The organism is Arthrobacter sp. 10N43 (assembly GCF_056394525.1).
This window is the reverse complement of sequence record NZ_JBFTIA010000002.1, coordinates 249,394-264,903: the sequence shown is the minus strand read 5'-3', so window position 1 is coordinate 264,903 and position 15,510 is coordinate 249,394. Positions and strand designations below refer to the sequence as shown.

Sequence of the window (15,510 nt, the reverse complement as noted above, 5' to 3'; positions counted from 1 at the left end):
GTGAGCAAGAAACCGGGACTGACAGTCCTCGCCGGCCCGACGGCTGTTGGCAAAGGCACCGTGTCCACCTATATCCGCGACAACTACCCCGAGGTGTGGCTGTCCGTGTCCGCTACCACCCGGGCTCCGCGGCCCGGGGAAATCGACGGGGTGCACTACTTCTTCAAGTCCAAGGAGGAGTTCGAGTCCCTGGTGGCTGCCGGCGAACTGCTTGAATGGGCAGTTGTGCACGGACAGAACACCTATGGCACCCTGAAGAGCACGGTCAACCAGGCCATCGCCGAGGGCCGCCCGGTACTGCTGGAAATTGATCTGCAGGGAGCACGCCAAGTCCGGCAAGCCGTTCCGGATGCGCAGTTCGTGTTCCTTGCGCCGCCCAGCTGGGATGAATTAGTCCGCCGGCTTGTGGGCCGCGGCACGGAAAGCGCCGAAGAACAGCATCGACGGCTGGAAACCGGTAAAGTAGAGCTTGCTGCTGAACCGGAGTTCGACCACACCGTTATTAATGACGACGTTCGCCGGGCAGCGGACGAGCTTGTTTCACTCATGGGGCTGACCCCCCACCCGCGCTAGCCGCGGGAAGCCATCAGCCCGTTAGAATTTGGAGAATTCGTGTCCACGAACCTTGAAGGCATCATCAACCCGCCGATCGACGAGCTGCTGAAGGCCGCCGACTCGAAGTACGGACTGGTGATTTTCGGTGCCAAGCGCGCACGCCAGATCAACGCGTACTACGCCCAGCTGCACGAGGGCCTGTTTGAGTACGTTGGTCCGCTGGTCGACACCAAGCTGAACGAGAAGTCCCTGTCGATCGCGCTGCGCGAGATCAACGAAGGCAAGCTCGTTTCCACGCCGATCGAAGCCGCGGAGTAATTCCCTTCGCGGGAATAGCAAAGTAAACAGACTGCCTGTTGACGGAGATCACGTGCGCATAGTCCTCGGAGTCGGGGGAGGGATTGCCGCCTACAAGGTGGCATCGCTCCTCCGGCTTTTTACTGAAGCCGGGCATGACGTCACGGTCATCCCCACCGAGTCGGCAACCCGCTTCGTCGGCGTTGCCACGTGGGAGGCCCTGTCCGGGCACCCGGTGAGGAACAGCGTTTTCGACGCCGTCCACACGGTCAACCATGTCCGGCTCGGCCACGAGGCCGACCTGATCGTCGTGGCACCGGCCACCGCCGATCTCCTGGCCCGCGCGGCCACCGGCCAGGCCGATGACCTCCTCACCAACACGCTGCTGATGGCCGGCGACTGCCCCGTCCTCATGGCCCCGGCCATGCACACCGAAATGTGGCAGCACCAGGCCACCCAGGCAAACGTCGAAACCCTGCGCAGCCGCGGCATCACTGTCCTGGAACCCGCGAGCGGCCGGCTGACCGGAGCCGACTCCGGCCCCGGCAGGCTGCCCGAACCCGAGGCGATCTTCGCCGCCGCCCTGGCCCTCGCCGGGGCATCCGCCGTGCCCGGCGCGTCCTCCCTGACGCCGGAAGACACCGTGCCGGCGTCGGCCGCCGCCGCGGATCCGGCCCTGGTTGCCGGGCCTCCCGCCGGCCGCCCGCTGGCCGGGCTGACGGTCACCATCAGCGCCGGCGGCACCCGCGAACCGCTGGACCCCGTGCGTTTCCTCGGCAACCGCTCCTCGGGCAAGCAGGGCGTAGCCCTGGCCGCGGCCGCCCTCGAGGCCGGCGCCCGCGTCCGCCTGCTGGCCGCCCACATGGAGGTTCCGGCGCCCGCCGGCGCCGAACTCGTCCAGGTCGAGACGGCCCTGGAGCTGCGCAAGGCAGCCCTGCACGCGGCCGCCGACTCCGACGTCGTCATCATGGCCGCCGCCGTCGCGGACTTCCGCCCGGCGGACGTCTCCGGCACCAAGATCAAGAAGCGCGACGACGTCGCCGATCCCGTCATCAACCTGGTGCGCAACCCGGACATCCTGCGGGAACTCGTCGAGGTCCGCGACGCCGCGTCCCGGCATCAGCTGATTGTCGGCTTCGCCGCCGAAACAGGCGATGCCGGGGGAGATGTCCTCGAGTACGCCCTGGCCAAGCTGCACCGGAAGGCCTGCGACCTGCTGGTGGTCAACCAGGTGGGCCGGGACAAGGTCTTTGGCGAAGACACGAACTCCGTGGTCATCCTTTCCCGCGCCGGCTCCGAACCCCAAGAGGCGTCGGGTTCCAAATCCGACGTCGCGGCTGCCGTGATCGACCGGATCAGCGCCGAGCTGAGCCGGGCAGTACCGCCGGCCTAGCCGGCGTAACCAACATCTCCTTAGCATGGGGACACACGCCGCCGGACGCCCGTTTTCCAACCAGTAAGGTAGTTGAGTGACTTTACCGCTGCACATCCCCGACTTCCACGGGTCCACGCCCGCCGCGCTCCGGCTCTTTACGTCCGAGTCGGTGACGGAGGGCCACCCCGACAAGATCTGTGACCAGATCAGCGATGCGATCCTGGACGCCCTGCTGGACAAGGACCCCGAATCCCGCGTAGCCGTCGAAACGCTGGCCACCACAGGGCTGGTCCACGTGGCCGGCGAGGTCACCACGGACGCCTACGTCGAGATCCCCCAGATTGTCCGCGAGACCATCCTGGGCATCGGCTACGACTCCTCGGCCAACGGCTTCGACGGCGCCCGCTGCGGCGTCTCGGTATCGATCGGCCAGCAGTCCAACGACATCGCCGGCGGCGTGTTCAACTCGCTCGAAGCCCGCGAGGGACGCCAGGAAGACGACTACGACCTCCAGGGCGCCGGCGACCAGGGTCTCATGTTCGGCTACGCCAGCGACGAGACCCCCTCCTACATGCCCGTGCCGATCTGGCTCGCGCACCGGCTCTCCGAGCGCCTCACCGAGGTCCGCAAGAACGGCGAACTCGGCTACCTGCGCCCGGACGGCAAGACCCAGGTCACGGTGGGCTACGACGGCGACCGGCCGGTTTCCGTGGAGACCGTGGTCATCTCCAGCCAGCACGCCGAAGGCACCAGCCTCGACCAGCTCCGCGCCGACCTCGCCAAGCACGTGGTGGAGCCGGTCATGGCGCTGTCCAACCTGGACATCTCCCGGACCCGCAATATCCTCAACCCCGCGGGCGCCTTCGTCATTGGCGGTCCCGTGGGCGACGCCGGCCTCACCGGCCGCAAGATCATCGTCGACACCTACGGCGGCATGGCCCGCCACGGCGGCGGCGCGTTCTCCGGCAAGGACCCGTCGAAGGTGGACCGCTCGGCCGCCTACGCCATGCGCTGGGTCGCCAAGAACGTGGTGGCCGCAGGCCTGGCCAAGCGCGCCGAAATCCAGATCGCGTACGCGATCGGACAGGCCCGCCCGGTGGGTACCTACGTGGAGACGTTCGGAACCGAAACCGTGGACCCGGCGCGGATCAGCGCCGCGATCGCCGAGATCTTCGACCTGCGCCCACGGGCCATCATCGACGCCCTCGACCTCAAGCGCCCGATCTACGCCAAGACCGCAGCCCACGGGCACTTCGGCCGCGAAGATCCGGACTTCACCTGGGAACGCCTGGACCGGGTGGACGAACTGAAAGCTTTCTTCAACGCCTAAGTCCGCCGGATACGCTGCGTGAATCCAGCCAGGAAGCCGGCCGGACGGTCCGTTTTCACGGCGTGCGTTTTCACGGTGTGCGTTTGCCGTTGAGTTTTTTGTCAGTGCTGTGTGATGTGCTGTAGCCAGGCCGCCTTCCGGTGGCCTGGCTACAGTGCATTTAAGAAACCGCCATTTAGCCCAAGGGAGGTGCGCGTGAGTCCCAATCCCAGCGGGGGCGCGCCCGGCGAACCCCAGCAGCTGTCCCTGCTCCAGGGCTTCCCCGTATCCGCCGCGGAAGCGCCCGGGCCAGCCCTCGCCGCCCAGCTGCCGGTGGCGCGGGTGCTGATCGAATCCTCGCTGCCACACCTGGACCGGCCCTTCGACTACAGCGTGCCTGCCACCCTCGACACCCAGGCCCTGCCCGGGGTGCGGGTCAAGGTCAAGTTCAACGGCCAGGAACTGCCCGGATACCTCCTGGAGCGCACCGCCGCGTCCGACGCCGGCCACCCGCTCGTGCCACTGCACAAAGTACTCTCGTCCGTGCCGGTGCTGACCCCCGCCATAGCCGAACTCGCCGGCCGGATCGCCTCCCGGTACGCCGGAACGGTCAGCGATGTCCTGCGCGTTGCCGTGCCGCCGCGCATGGCCAGGCTCGAAAAGGAATTCGCCCCGGACGGCCGGCTCGACCCCGAGCTGTTCGGTACTGAGATGGCTGGTCTTGCGACCTCCGCGTCGCTGCCCTCACGGGCCGCAGGCAGCGTCTGGGCCCCGTACCGCAACGGTCAGGCGTTCCTGGCCCACCTGGCCGCGGGAGAGTCGCCCAGGGCCGTGCTGACCGCCCTCCAGGGCTACGGGCCCGGCGGCTGGCCGCGGATGGTCGCCGAGGCCGTGGCCGCCGTGCGGATCTCCGGCCGCGGCGCCGTCGTGGTGGTGCCCGACTACCGGGACCTGGACCGGGTGGAGTCCGCCCTGCTGGAACTCCTTCCCGCCGGCGACGTCGCCCGGCTCACCGCGGACGATGGCCAGACCCCGCGCTACCGCAGCTTCCTGCGCGTCCTCAGCGGCGCGGCCGGGGTCGCCGTGGGCACGCGTTCCGCGGCCTACGCACCGGTGCCGAACCTCGGGCTCGTGGTCTGCTGGGACGACGGCGACGACCTCCACATCGAACAACGGTCCCCGTACGCGCACTCCCGCGAAGTCCTCCTGCTCCGCGCAGGCCAGGAGGGAGCCGCTTGCCTGCTCGCGGCCCACTCCCGCAGCACCGAAACGGAGCGGCTGGTCGCCTCCGGCTGGGCGCAGGCCGTGGAAGCGGAGCGAACCGTCCTCCGCCGGACGGTCCCGCGCGTACTGAACACGGCGGACAGCTTTGAACAGGAACGTGACCCGCTGGCCCGCATCGCCCGCCTCCCGGGCGCGGCCTGGCGGACGGCCAAGGATGGCCTGGAACGCGGCCCGGTCCTGGTCCAGGTGGCCCGGGCCGGCTACGCCCCCTCGCTGGTGTGCGAAACCTGCCGGGAGCCGGCCCGCTGCACCGCCTGCAGCGGGCCCCTGGCGATCGCCGGGCCGGGCGGGAGCAGCGCCGTGCCGCAATGCCGCTGGTGCTCATCGCCGGCCCCGTCATGGCGCTGTGGTACCTGCAACGGTGTCCGGCTGCGGCGTGGCGCCACGGGGGCCCTCCGCACGGCGGAGGAGCTGGGCCGGGCGTTTCCGGGAACACCGGTCATCACCTCCTCGGGGGATCACGTCAAGGCCACCGTCCCGGCGACGAAGGCCCTCGTGGTGGCCACCGTCGGTGCCGAGCCGGTGGCCACCGGCGGGTACGCCGCGGCCCTGCTGCTCGACGGCGACTCGTTGCTGCGCCGGGAAAACCTGAGGGCGGGGGAGGACGCAGTGCGTCGCTGGTTCAACGCCGCAGCCCTGGTGCGGCCGGCACCCGAGGGCGGCCTGGTGGTCATCACCGCCGACGACGCCGCCGGGGTTGGCGCCCTGCTGCGCTGGGATCCTGCCGGGTACGCGAGCCGGGAATTGGCGCTGCGGCAGGAGCTGCAGCTGCCCCCCGCCGTGCGGGTCGCCTCCGTCACCGGGGGCAGGACCGCCGTCGGGCACTTCACCGACGCCGTAGAGCACCGGCTGGCGGTGCACGGAACCGTCCTTCGGACGGCCGGACCGGCGCCCCTGATACTGCCGGCCGCCGCGGGAGGGCGCTCAGCGCAGGGGGAACCAGGACCGCGGGATTCCGGCGAGGAGGTCCGGACCCTGCTGTTCATCCCCTACGCCCAGGCCGCCGAGGCCACGGCCGTCCTGCGTGCTGTCAAAGCGGCAGCCGCGGCCAAGCGCAGCGACGACCCCGTGCAGCTGCGCCTGGACGGTGTGGACGTCCTCTAACAGGCCATCGGGCGAGCTCGCCAGGAGAGCTGCCGCGCCGCCCAGATTCCCCACCTTTGGCAGCCTCCGGCGGCGTGCTGGCCAGTTACAGCGGCGTGTCGCGGGGTTGCGGTGTCAGAGGTGGGGAATTTCGGCGCGGTTCCCAGAGCCCGGTGGCCAGCGCAGTTATGCCGCCCGGGTGGGCTAGTTCTTGGTCCGGCCCCGGAGCGCGACGGCCTCTTCGGCGACCGCCACGAGCCGCCGGGCGGACTCATCCCAGCTGAAGTCGGCCGCCCGCTCCACCGCGCGGAGGGACCGCGCCTTCCACAGCGCAGGGTCCTCGAGCCTGCGCACGGCCTCGGCAAACTCCGCGGGCGAGTCCGGGTGCACGTAGCTGACGGCGTCATCGCCGACCTCCCGGAAGATCGGGATGTCGCTGGCGATCACCGGCGTACCGTGCGACATCGCCTCGACCAGCGGCAGTCCGTAGCCCTCGGCCCGGGACAGGCTGATCAGCGCGGTGGTGCGCGCCAGGAGGGCCTCGTACTCGGCGTCACTGACGCCGTTGTGGAAGATGATGTTGGCCCCCTCCGGAGCCAGTGCCTCCAGTTCCGCCCGCCGCTCCGGGGCGATCCGGCTCAGCAGGTGGAGGGTCATGTCCGGCAGTTCCGCCATGCCCAGGATCATCGTCTCCACGTTCTTGTAGGGCATGAAGGACCCCATGTAGAGCAGCGTCTTGTCGGCCCCCGCCCCGGGGTCGCGCGGTGTGTGGCCGTGCTGGGGGGCGTTGCCCACGATCCGGACCGGGCGGCGGGTGAGCCGGTACTTGGCCATCAGGGCCGCCGTGGTGGAACTGATGGTCGCCACGATGTCGGCCCTGTTCAGCAGGAGCCGCTGGGGCCAGAAGGCCTTGTGGTACAGGCGCCACAGGACCCGGACCGGGGCCGGCAGGAACCCGGGCGGGGCGGGGTGCTCGTAGTAGATGAGGTCGTGCAGGGTCAGCACCAGGGCGTATTTGCGTCCCCAGCTGCCCATGGTCTGCATGGGGCACACCACCACGTCCGCGCCCAGCTTGTTGACTCTCGCTGCCACGAAGAGTTCCGCCGGTGACAGGGGGCTGTTGATCACGGTGTACGGAACGTCCGGCAGGAGCGCGAGCTGGCGGGGGTCGCTGATCAGCATCGAGACGTCCGCGATCTTGGCGGTTGCTGCGATCAGGCTGGCGCCGTAGCGGCTGATGCCGTCGTGGTGGTCCAGCCGGGTGAAGCGGGCATCAATGAGAATCTTCACGCGGCGTGGTCCTTTAGGAAGCGTCGGATATAGCGGGCGGCGGGTTCGGGGGTTTCGTAGTGGATCAAATGCCCGACGCCGGGAATGACTTCCAGCCTCCCGTCCGGCAGCAGCGCCACGAGTTTGTGCTGGTCCGCCAGCATGGCGATCTCATCCTTCTCGCCCGCGATCAGCAGCACGGGCAGAGAAAGTTCAGCCGCCACCTCGGAGACATTGCTCCCAACAGAGGCCTTGAAGGCCTGCAGCAGGCTGTCCCGGTCCGCGAAAGAGGAGAAATAGGCGCTGTGCTGGGCGTGCACGAACCTGCGAATATCCTTATCCCCGGTCTTGGCCATGGCCACACTCATCACCCGGACGATCGCCTGGCTGCGCAGCAGGGCGAGCCCGAACCGCCGGGGGAGCCGCGCTGCGGCCTCGTAGTAGAGCACCGCGAGCTTTGTCATGAGGCCCTTGGGGCCCTCGAGGGCCGGCGCCGCGATGGGATTAACCAGGATCAGTTCGGCCACGGCGCCGGGGTTCGCCGCCACGAAGTGGCTGGCGATGATTGAACCGAACGAATGCCCCAGCAGGACCGTGTCCGCACCCAGGCCCAGTGCAGCCATGAAACTGCCGAGGAAACCACCGTACGCGCGGACACTGTGCTCGGTCCCCTCGAAGGCGGCCGAGCTGCCGAAGCCGGGCAGGTCCGGCATGATCAGGCGCATCTCCGTCAACCGGTCTGCTACCCGGAGCAGGCCGTGGTGGTCGCCGCGGAAACCGTGCACCACCAGAATGGTCCGGGTCTCCGCCGTGACCCGGACGGGTTCGTAGACCCAATAGGCGGTACGGGCGCCGTCAACGTCAACGGACTCGGCCCGGGTGCGGGCTTCGAGTCCGGTGCTGATCAGCGGCGTGCGTGAGGACCCGGTGTCCACTTGTTCCATTTGGATTGATTCCTATGCGACGTTGTCGGGGTGGGAGCCGGTCCGGAAGCCGCGTTCGAGGCCCGCCATCTCCGACATGTCCAGCGGGGAGAGCTCAAAGTCGAAAACCTCAAAGTTTTCCCGGATCCGCCCGGACGAGCTGGCCTTGGGGATCGCGATGTTGCCCAGCTGCAGGTGCCAGCGGAGAATAATTTGCGCCGGAGTGCGGTCGTGTTCGGCGGCGAGGGCCAGAATGACCGGGTCTTTCAGCACCTGGCCGCGTCCCAGGGGACTCCACGCCTCCGTGCGGATGCCCAGGGGCTCGTGCTTTGCCCGCAGTTCGTCCTGCTGCAGCCAGGGATGAAGCTCGATCTGGTTCACGGCGGGGACAACCTCCGCGGTGTCCAGGAGCCGGTCCAGGTGCTGCGGCTGGAAGTTGGAGACGCCGATCGCCCGGACCTTGCCCTCGCGGTACAGCGTCTCAAGCGCCCGGTACGTTTCCGGGAACAACCCACGCCGCGCGCACGGCCAATGGATCAGGTACAGGTCGACGTACTCCAGGCCGAGGTTGGAGATCGACGTGTCGAAGGCCCGCATGGTCGCGTCGTAGCCGTGGTCGTCATTCCAGACCTTAGTGGTGACGAAGAGGTCCTGGCGGGATACATACGGTGCGGTTTCGCCGGGGCCGCCGCCGGTGCCCTCAAATCCGGACAGGGCGCCGATTCCCTTGCCGACGCCGGTCTCGTTGCCATACATGGCGGCGGTGTCGAAGTGCCGGTAACCGGCCTCGATGGCCATGGTCACCAGGTTGGCGGCGTCGGCCGGGGGGACCTTGTACAGCCCGAATCCCAGCCGGTCGATCAATACGCCGTTGTTCAGGGCCAGCCCGGGGGAAAGTTTCATGACAACGACTCTACCCACTGGCGCTCCCGCACGCCGCTCAGCCCAGGCCGTCGAAGCGAACCAGCCTGCGGGCGCTGGCCTCGTCCAGGATCAGGTCTGTGGCCAGGCCCGCCGCCAGCGCCCCCCGGAGCCCGTTGATCTTGGACGCACCGGACACGACGCAGATGCGGCGCCGCACCTGGCGGAGCTGGGCCAGGTCCGGGCCGGTGGACCGCTCATTGAGGGTGATGCCGTCCGAGGACCCGTCAGCGCGGAAGAACACGGTGGCGACGTCACCGACGACATCGGAGTTGGCGAGGACGATCAGGTCGTCTTCATCGAGGTAACCGCCGGCGTAGACGTGGCTGGGGTAGTCGGCGTCGACCGATCCGACGCCGAAGATCGCGATGCTCATCCGGGCCTGCAGCTCAAGGATGCGTTGAACACTGCGCTCATTCCACATGGCCGTTTTGGTCGTGGCGTGGTCGAAGAAGGCCGGCACGGGAAACTGCTCCACCCGTGCACCGTAGGCGCTGCCGAACCGCCGCATGATGTCCGAGGCGTAGGTGATGCCGGTGGTCTGCATGTTCCCGGCGCCGTTGAGCTGCACGATCACGCTGTCGTGGGTGATCTTGCGGGTCAGGTGCCGGCTCACGGCGCTCAAGGTGGAGCCCCAGGCGACGCCGATGATGGCGTTGGAATCCACCAGCGGACCGATCGTCCGGGCGGCCTGCATGGCCACGCGGTCCAGTGTTTCCGCCTCATTGAGGGTGTCCACCACCGGAACGACATGCACGTCCACCTTGTATTCGGCCCGGATCATGCTTTCCAGTTCGGGCCCGGTATCCAACGGGCTGCGGATCTGGATCTGCACCAGACCCGAATCGCGCGCCGCCGACAGCAGCCGCGAAACCGTGGACCGTGACGTCCGCAGCTCCCGTGCAATGGCGTCCATTGTCAGGTCCTGGAGGTAATACAGCTGCGCCGCGCGTAGGGCGTCGGACTGGCGTGAAAGGGTCATGAAATTTCCCATCTGCACGTTTGTGCATAGTGCTTGACTCCATTTTCCATTACTCCAAAGAATAGTGTTGAACGGCGCCGCGCCCCGGGCGTGCCGCACAGAACCAAACCCAAGGGAGCAGTTTTGGGACAGAAGGACTCAGTCGGCACACCGGCGAACCACCGCGCCTCGGTGCAGAAGCTGCGGACGCGGCGGCACGCGCAGGTGCTGATCATCGGAGGCGGCATCAACGGCGTGGGCACGTTCCGCGACCTGGCCCTCCAGGGCGTCGACGTGGCGCTCGTCGAGCGCGGCGACTACTGCCAGGGCGCCAGTGGCGCATCGTCCCACATGATCCATGGCGGCATCCGGTACCTCGAGAACGGCGAGTTCCGCCTGGTCCAGGAATCCGTGGTTGAACGCAACCGGCTCCTGCGGATCGCACCGCACTACGTCAAGCCGCTGCAGACCACGATCCCGATCTTCAGCACGTTCTCCGGGGTCCTGGCCGCCCCGATGCGCTTCCTGACCCACAAGCAGGGCAAGCACACCGAGCGCGGAGCGTTCCTGATCAAGCTCGGCCTCAGCATGTACGACTTCTTCTCCCGCGACGGCGGCACGGTTCCGCGCCACCAGTTCCGCGGACGCAAGCGCGCCCTGGCCGAGCTGCCCCGCCTGCACCCCGGGATCAAATACGCGGCCACCTACTTTGACGCGTCCGTCCACAATCCCGAGCGCCTCACCCTCGATGTGCTCCAGGACGGCGAGAAGGCCGGCGGCGTGGACAGCCACCTGGCCCGGGCCAGCAACTACGTTTCTTTCGTTTCGCAGGGCACCTCATCGAAGGACGCCAGGGCTGCCGCTCAGGGAGCAGCGGACGGAACCGGCACCACCGTCCAGCTCCGCGACGAGCTGACCGGCGAAGTCTTCGACTTCACCGCCGACGTCATCGTGAACACCACCGGCGCCTGGGTGGACCTGACCAACGAGGCCATGGGCGCGGCGTCGTCCTTCATGGGCGGAACCAAAGGCTCGCACATCGTGCTGGACCACCCGGAGCTGCTCGCGGCGTGCAACGGCCGCGAAATCTTCTTCGAACACACGGACGGCCGGATTGTGCTGATCTATCCGATGGGGGACCGCGTCCTGGTCGGCACCACCGACGTCGACGCCGACATGGCCGAGGACGCCGTCTGCACCGAGGCGGAAATCGACTACTTCTTTGACCTGATCGGCCACGTCTTCCCCGACATCCAGGTGGACCGGGGCCAGATCGTCTATACGTTCTCCGGCGTGCGCCCGCTGCCGAAGCACGACGCCACCCAGCCCGGGTTCGTCAGCCGGGACTACCGGATCGAACGCCGTGCGGCGCCGGGCGGGGCGGTCCTCAGCCTCGTGGGCGGCAAGTGGACCACGTTCCGGGCCCTCGCCGAGCACCTGAGCAACGATGTCCTGGCCGAGCTCGGCATGGAACGGAAGGTCTCGACGGCGAAGCTCGCCATCGGCGGCGGCGCAGGGTTCCCGGACAGCGAGGACGGCGTCCAGCGCTGGATCAAGGCCCACATGTCCGCCGGCCGAGACGCCGCCCGCGTCACCGGGCTGTTGACCCGCTACGGTACTCGTGCCGAGGAGGTCATCCGCTTCCTGGACGGGGCCCCGGCCGGTCAACCGGACAGGCTGCTGCATTCCACCCGTGAGCTCAGCACCCGCGAACTGGAGTTCATGGCGGCGAACGAGCAGGTCGGGCACCTCGTGGATGTCCTGATCCGCCGGACCTCCTTGGCCTTCCGGGGGCTCGTGACCGGGGAACTCCTGAACGAAGTTGCCGACATCCTTTCGGGCCCGCTCGGCTGGGACGCGGCTCGCCGGGCCATGGAGATCAGCCACGCACAGGAGGTGCTTCTGCGGTTCCACGGCGTCCAGGTACACAGCCTGGTCGCCTGATTCGACTTGCGTGCCCTGGCAGGGAAGCCCGGGTGCAAGCACTGCGCGGTCCGCCCTGGCGGCCGGCGCAGTGGCTGGCCGGCAGCACTAACATGCTGCCGGCCCCACGGCCCTTCAAACTCGCGAAGGGCCGACAACAGAAAATAGAGGAGTCAAAGATGTCTCTTGGAATAGTTTTCCTGTCCGAAGTATTCGGAACCGCAATGCTGACCCTGCTGGGTTGCGGCGTTGTGGCCAACGTTGCGCTCAAAGGCACCAAGGGCAACAACGGCGGGTTCCTCATGGTCACCTGGGGGTGGGGCATTGCCGTCTTCTCCGGTGTCTATGTTGCCGTCCAGTCCGGGTCGCACCTGAACCCCGCGGTCACCTTGGGTCTGCTGCTCAACGGCAAGAAGTTGTACGCTCCCGGCGTTCCGGTCGACTTCGGCTCAACTCTGACCTACTTCGGCGGGGAACTGGTCGGCGCCTTCCTGGGTGCCGTCATCATGTGGGTGGCCTACCGGCAGCACTTTGACGTCGAAACCGAGCCCGCCAGCCAGCTGGCCGTCTTCTCCACCGGACCCGCGATCCGCTCCAACCCCTGGAACCTGGCCACCGAGATCATCGGCACCTTTGTCCTCGTGTTCGTCATCCTGACCTTCGGTGGGACACCTTCCGGACTCGGCCCGCTCGCGGTCGCCCTGCTCGTTGTGGGCATCGGTGTATCCCTCGGCGGTCCCACCGGCTACGCCATCAACCCGGCCCGTGACCTTGGCCCCCGCATCGCGCACGCCCTGCTCCCGATCAAGGGCAAGGGGTCCTCGGACTGGAGCTACTCCTGGATCCCGGTGGTCGGACCGCTGATCGGTGGCGGCCTTGCCGGCATCGTGGCCGCAGTCGTGCCGATCATCCCCCCGGTGCTGCCCCTTTAGTTGCCAGTTCATTAATTGCCAGACCAACTGCCATGCAAAACAGACACGCTAAACAGACACGCCAAACAGACAAGGACGTCTCACTATGAACCAGTACGTAGTCGCTATCGATCAGGGCACCACGAGCACCCGCGCCATCGTCTTCGACCACAGCGGCAGCATCGTCTCCTCCGGCCAGATGGAGCACGAGCAGATCTTCCCCCAGGCTGGCTGGGTAGAGCACAACCCCGCTGAAATCTGGAACAACACCCGCGAAGTGATCGGCTCGGCCCTGTCCAAGGCGAACCTGACCCGGCACGACATCGCCGCCGTCGGCATCACCAACCAGCGCGAAACCGCGGTCGTGTGGGACAAGACCACCGGCGAGGCGATCTACAACGCCATCGTCTGGCAGGACACCCGCACACAGTCGATCGTGGACGAGCTGGCGAAGGAGGGGGGCCCGGAGCGGTTCAAGCAGAAGGTGGGCCTGCCGCTGGCGACCTACTTCTCGGGCACCAAGATCAAGTGGATCCTGGACAACGTCGAGGGCGCCCGGGCCAAGGCGGAGGCCGGTGACCTGGTCTTCGGCAACACCGACTGCTGGGTGCTCTGGAACCTGACCGGCGGGACCGACGGCGGAGTGCACGTCACCGACGTCACCAACGCCTCGCGGACCATGTTCATGGACCTCGAGACGTTGTCCTGGGACCAGGAGATCCTGGACGCGTTCGGCGTCCCGGCCTCCATGATGCCGACCATCAAGTCCTCCTCCGAGGTTTACGGCACGGTGCACACCTCCCAGCTGCTGCGCGAGGTTCCTGTGGCCGGCATCCTGGGCGACCAGCAGGCGGCCACGTTCGGCCAGGCGGCATTCGAAGCCGGTGAAGCCAAGAACACGTACGGCACGGGCTGCTTCCTGATCTTCAACACGGCCGAGGAGATCATCCATTCCAAGAACGGGCTGCTGACCACCGTGGGTTACAAGCTCGGCGACGCGGCGCCGCATTACGCGCTGGAGGGCTCCATCGCCGTCACGGGTTCGTTGATCCAGTGGCTGCGTGACAACCTCGGCCTGATCAGCAGCGCCCCGGAGGTCGAGACCCTCGCGGCCTCGGTGGAGGACAACGGCGGCGTGTACATTGTGCCGGCGTTCTCCGGCCTCTTCGCGCCGTACTGGCGTTCCGATGCCCGCGGCGCAATTGTGGGCCTGACCCGCTATGTGAACAAGAACCACATCGCCCGCGCAGCCCTGGAGGCCACGGCCTTCCAGACCCGTGAGGTGCTGGACGCCGTCAACGCCGATTCCGGCGTGCCGCTGACGGAACTGAAGGTCGACGGCGGCATGGTCGCCAACGACGCCCTCATGCAGTTCCAGGCGGACATCCTCGGCGTGCCGGTGATCCGGCCGAAGGTGGTCGAGACCACCGCCCTGGGCGCAGCCTACGCGGCCGGCCTGGCAGTCGGATTCTGGAAGGATCTGGGCGAATGCTCGGCCAACTGGGCCGAAGACAAGCGGTGGGAGCCGCAAATGGACCAGGCCGAACGGGAACGCCAGATGCGTCTCTGGAAGAAAGCCGTCACCAAGTCCATGGACTGGGTGGACGACGACGTCAAGTAGCCGATCACCCTGACCAGCCGGTAGCCACGGCTCCGGCAGGCAGCAAAAGAAGAGCTCCGGCCAGGATCCCTGGCCGGAGCTCTTCTTTGTTTCCGCGTCAGCTGTGTGTCCGCGTCAGCCGCCCGGAGCCGCTCAGGACACGGGCCCGGTAGTCGTGGTTGTCACGACAGCGCGGGGCGTCTTGGCGTAGACGTCCTTGCTGACCGTGTAGCCGCGCTTGTCCTGCTTCAGTGCCTGCGCATTGACGCTTTGGAGCTCCGCATTGCTGAGCTTCTTGATCTTCACGAGGTCCATGAACTCCTGGTCCGCTCCGCTGACGGCGGTTACTTTGACGAGCCCGGTCCCGGCCGAGTAGAACTTCCGCTGGTGGCCGGCGCTAGGCGGGTCCAGTGGGTTGAACTCATCGATCACCAGCACATCGTTGTAGCAACCGGTCTTAACGCAGACCCGCTGGTTCTTGTACAACACCCGGCCGCAGTCAAGGAAGTCCACGCTGGGTGCGTAGGCCTGTACATAGGCCGGGGTGTTGCGGTGGGGGGTTCCCTGTATGGCGGTCCCGGCCTGCGCCTTATCGATTCCGCTGATAAAGGTGCTCGGTGCGCCGCTCAACTTTCCGTTGTCGTACTCTTCCGGGTATTCGCCGAAGAGCCAGACGCTGCCCGTCCTTTTCGACTGGGCGAAGAAGGCGAGTTCTGACTCGGCCAGGACGCCGTCTGAATAGTCCCGGTCCCACAGGACGAGGGTCTTGACGCCGTTGATCACCTTGGTCAGCCCGGTCACGGTGTGAACCACCGAGTGGGCGCTCACGCTGCCGTCCGCGGACTTCACCTCGCCTGTAGTGGTGAACTGCATGCCGGGTTTGAGCGGGTTCCATTTGTTGTCGATCACTGGGTTCGCCGGGAAGTCCGACCGGTTGAAGTGGATCGCCGAGCCGGGGCCGCACAGTTCCTGGGAACTGACGGCTGCCGGCACGGCGGCCGCTGCCGCCGTCGCCGACGTTAGCGATGCCGCCACCAACAAGAGCGCGGAGCCGTAGGCGGTTAATCTCTTAGTTCGTGGAGTCATCTGACTGGCCTCT

At 67.4% G+C, this 15,510-nt stretch carries 13 protein-coding genes; 8 read left to right on the top strand and 5 right to left on the bottom strand.

All coding sequences use genetic code 11. The annotated features are described in order from the left end of the window. The 5 genes from gmk (at position 1) to AC1DDO_RS03810 (ending at position 5,924) form a co-directional block, all read left to right on the top strand. Positions 1–573: a guanylate kinase gene (gene gmk / locus AC1DDO_RS03830; protein WP_476867556.1), complete on the top strand. Its 573-nt coding sequence runs from the start codon at positions 1–3 to the stop codon at positions 571–573. A gap of 39 nt (positions 574–612) precedes the next feature. Then, positions 613–873: a DNA-directed RNA polymerase subunit omega gene (gene rpoZ, locus AC1DDO_RS03825; RefSeq protein WP_090581074.1), complete on the top strand. Its 261-nt coding sequence runs from the start codon at positions 613–615 to the stop codon at positions 871–873. 52 nt (positions 874–925) lie between these two features. Continuing rightward, positions 926–2,245, top strand: a complete 1,320-nt coding sequence (locus AC1DDO_RS03820; protein WP_476867557.1) for a bifunctional phosphopantothenoylcysteine decarboxylase/phosphopantothenate synthase — start codon at positions 926–928, stop codon at positions 2,243–2,245. A 76-nt stretch (positions 2,246–2,321) separates the two neighbouring features. Then, a complete protein-coding gene (gene metK, locus AC1DDO_RS03815) occupies positions 2,322–3,557 on the top strand; it encodes a methionine adenosyltransferase (RefSeq protein WP_441409011.1) in 1,236 nt (411 codons plus the stop codon). Between the two features lie 195 nt (positions 3,558–3,752). Continuing rightward, positions 3,753–5,924, top strand: coding sequence for a primosomal protein N' (locus AC1DDO_RS03810; RefSeq protein WP_476971454.1), 2,172 nt, complete (start codon positions 3,753–3,755; stop codon positions 5,922–5,924). A 183-nt stretch (positions 5,925–6,107) separates the two neighbouring features. Here the strand turns inward: AC1DDO_RS03810 and AC1DDO_RS03805 are convergent, their stop codons facing one another. Genes AC1DDO_RS03805 through AC1DDO_RS03790 form a run of 4 tightly spaced genes read right to left on the bottom strand, consistent with a single transcriptional unit; the run spans position 6,108 to position 9,998 of the window. Then, positions 6,108–7,193 (bottom strand): glycosyltransferase family 4 protein, encoded by a 1,086-nt coding sequence (locus tag AC1DDO_RS03805; protein ID WP_476867559.1) that lies wholly within the window; start codon positions 7,191–7,193, stop codon positions 6,108–6,110. Next, positions 7,190–8,116 carry an alpha/beta fold hydrolase gene (locus AC1DDO_RS03800; RefSeq protein ID WP_476867560.1) on the bottom strand — a complete coding sequence of 309 codons (927 nt, stop codon included), beginning with the start codon at positions 8,114–8,116 and terminating at the stop codon, positions 7,190–7,192. The genes AC1DDO_RS03805 and AC1DDO_RS03800 overlap by 4 nt, the downstream gene beginning before the upstream one ends. 12 nt (positions 8,117–8,128) lie before the next feature. Further along, the gene (locus tag AC1DDO_RS03795) at positions 8,129–8,998 is read right to left on the bottom strand and encodes an aldo/keto reductase (RefSeq protein ID WP_476867561.1); all 870 of its coding nucleotides are present in this window, start codon (positions 8,996–8,998) and stop codon (positions 8,129–8,131) included. Between the two features lie 37 nt (positions 8,999–9,035). Continuing rightward, complete coding sequence (locus tag AC1DDO_RS03790) at positions 9,036–9,998, bottom strand: sugar-binding transcriptional regulator (protein ID WP_441409006.1); 963 nt, start codon at positions 9,996–9,998, stop codon at positions 9,036–9,038. Between the two features lie 123 nt (positions 9,999–10,121). On the opposite strand from AC1DDO_RS03790, the gene AC1DDO_RS03785 reads away from it, so the two are divergent. From AC1DDO_RS03785 to glpK, 3 genes are all read left to right on the top strand, one after another. Then, positions 10,122–11,921, top strand: a complete 1,800-nt coding sequence (locus tag AC1DDO_RS03785) for a glycerol-3-phosphate dehydrogenase/oxidase (RefSeq protein ID WP_476867562.1) — start codon at positions 10,122–10,124, stop codon at positions 11,919–11,921. A 158-nt stretch (positions 11,922–12,079) separates the two neighbouring features. Then, the gene (locus AC1DDO_RS03780) at positions 12,080–12,832 is read left to right on the top strand and encodes an MIP/aquaporin family protein (protein WP_476867563.1); all 753 of its coding nucleotides are present in this window, start codon (positions 12,080–12,082) and stop codon (positions 12,830–12,832) included. An 85-nt stretch (positions 12,833–12,917) separates the two neighbouring features. Next, positions 12,918–14,432, top strand: a complete 1,515-nt coding sequence (gene glpK, locus AC1DDO_RS03775; protein WP_441409003.1) for a glycerol kinase GlpK — start codon at positions 12,918–12,920, stop codon at positions 14,430–14,432. Between the two features lie 132 nt (positions 14,433–14,564). Here glpK and AC1DDO_RS03770 read toward each other — a convergent pair whose 3' ends face one another. After that, positions 14,565–15,497: a hypothetical protein gene (locus tag AC1DDO_RS03770; protein WP_476867564.1), complete on the bottom strand. Its 933-nt coding sequence runs from the start codon at positions 15,495–15,497 to the stop codon at positions 14,565–14,567. Between the last annotated feature and the right edge of the window lie 13 nt (positions 15,498–15,510).

What these genes read in the sequence shown, in the direction of transcription:
- AC1DDO_RS03800 (WP_476867560.1), bottom strand. Translation starts at nt 8,116, where the DNA reads ATGGAACAAGTGGACACCGGGTCCTCACGCACGCCGCTGATCAGCACC.
- AC1DDO_RS03795 (WP_476867561.1), bottom strand. Translation starts at nt 8,998, where the DNA reads ATGAAACTTTCCCCCGGGCTGGCCCTGAACAACGGCGTATTGATCGAC.
- AC1DDO_RS03790 (WP_441409006.1), bottom strand. Translation starts at nt 9,998, where the DNA reads ATGACCCTTTCACGCCAGTCCGACGCCCTACGCGCGGCGCAGCTGTAT.
- AC1DDO_RS03780 (WP_476867563.1), top strand. Translation starts at nt 12,080, where the DNA reads ATGTCTCTTGGAATAGTTTTCCTGTCCGAAGTATTCGGAACCGCAATG.
- glpK (WP_441409003.1), top strand. Translation starts at nt 12,918, where the DNA reads ATGAACCAGTACGTAGTCGCTATCGATCAGGGCACCACGAGCACCCGC.
- AC1DDO_RS03770 (WP_476867564.1), bottom strand. Translation starts at nt 15,497, where the DNA reads ATGACTCCACGAACTAAGAGATTAACCGCCTACGGCTCCGCGCTCTTG.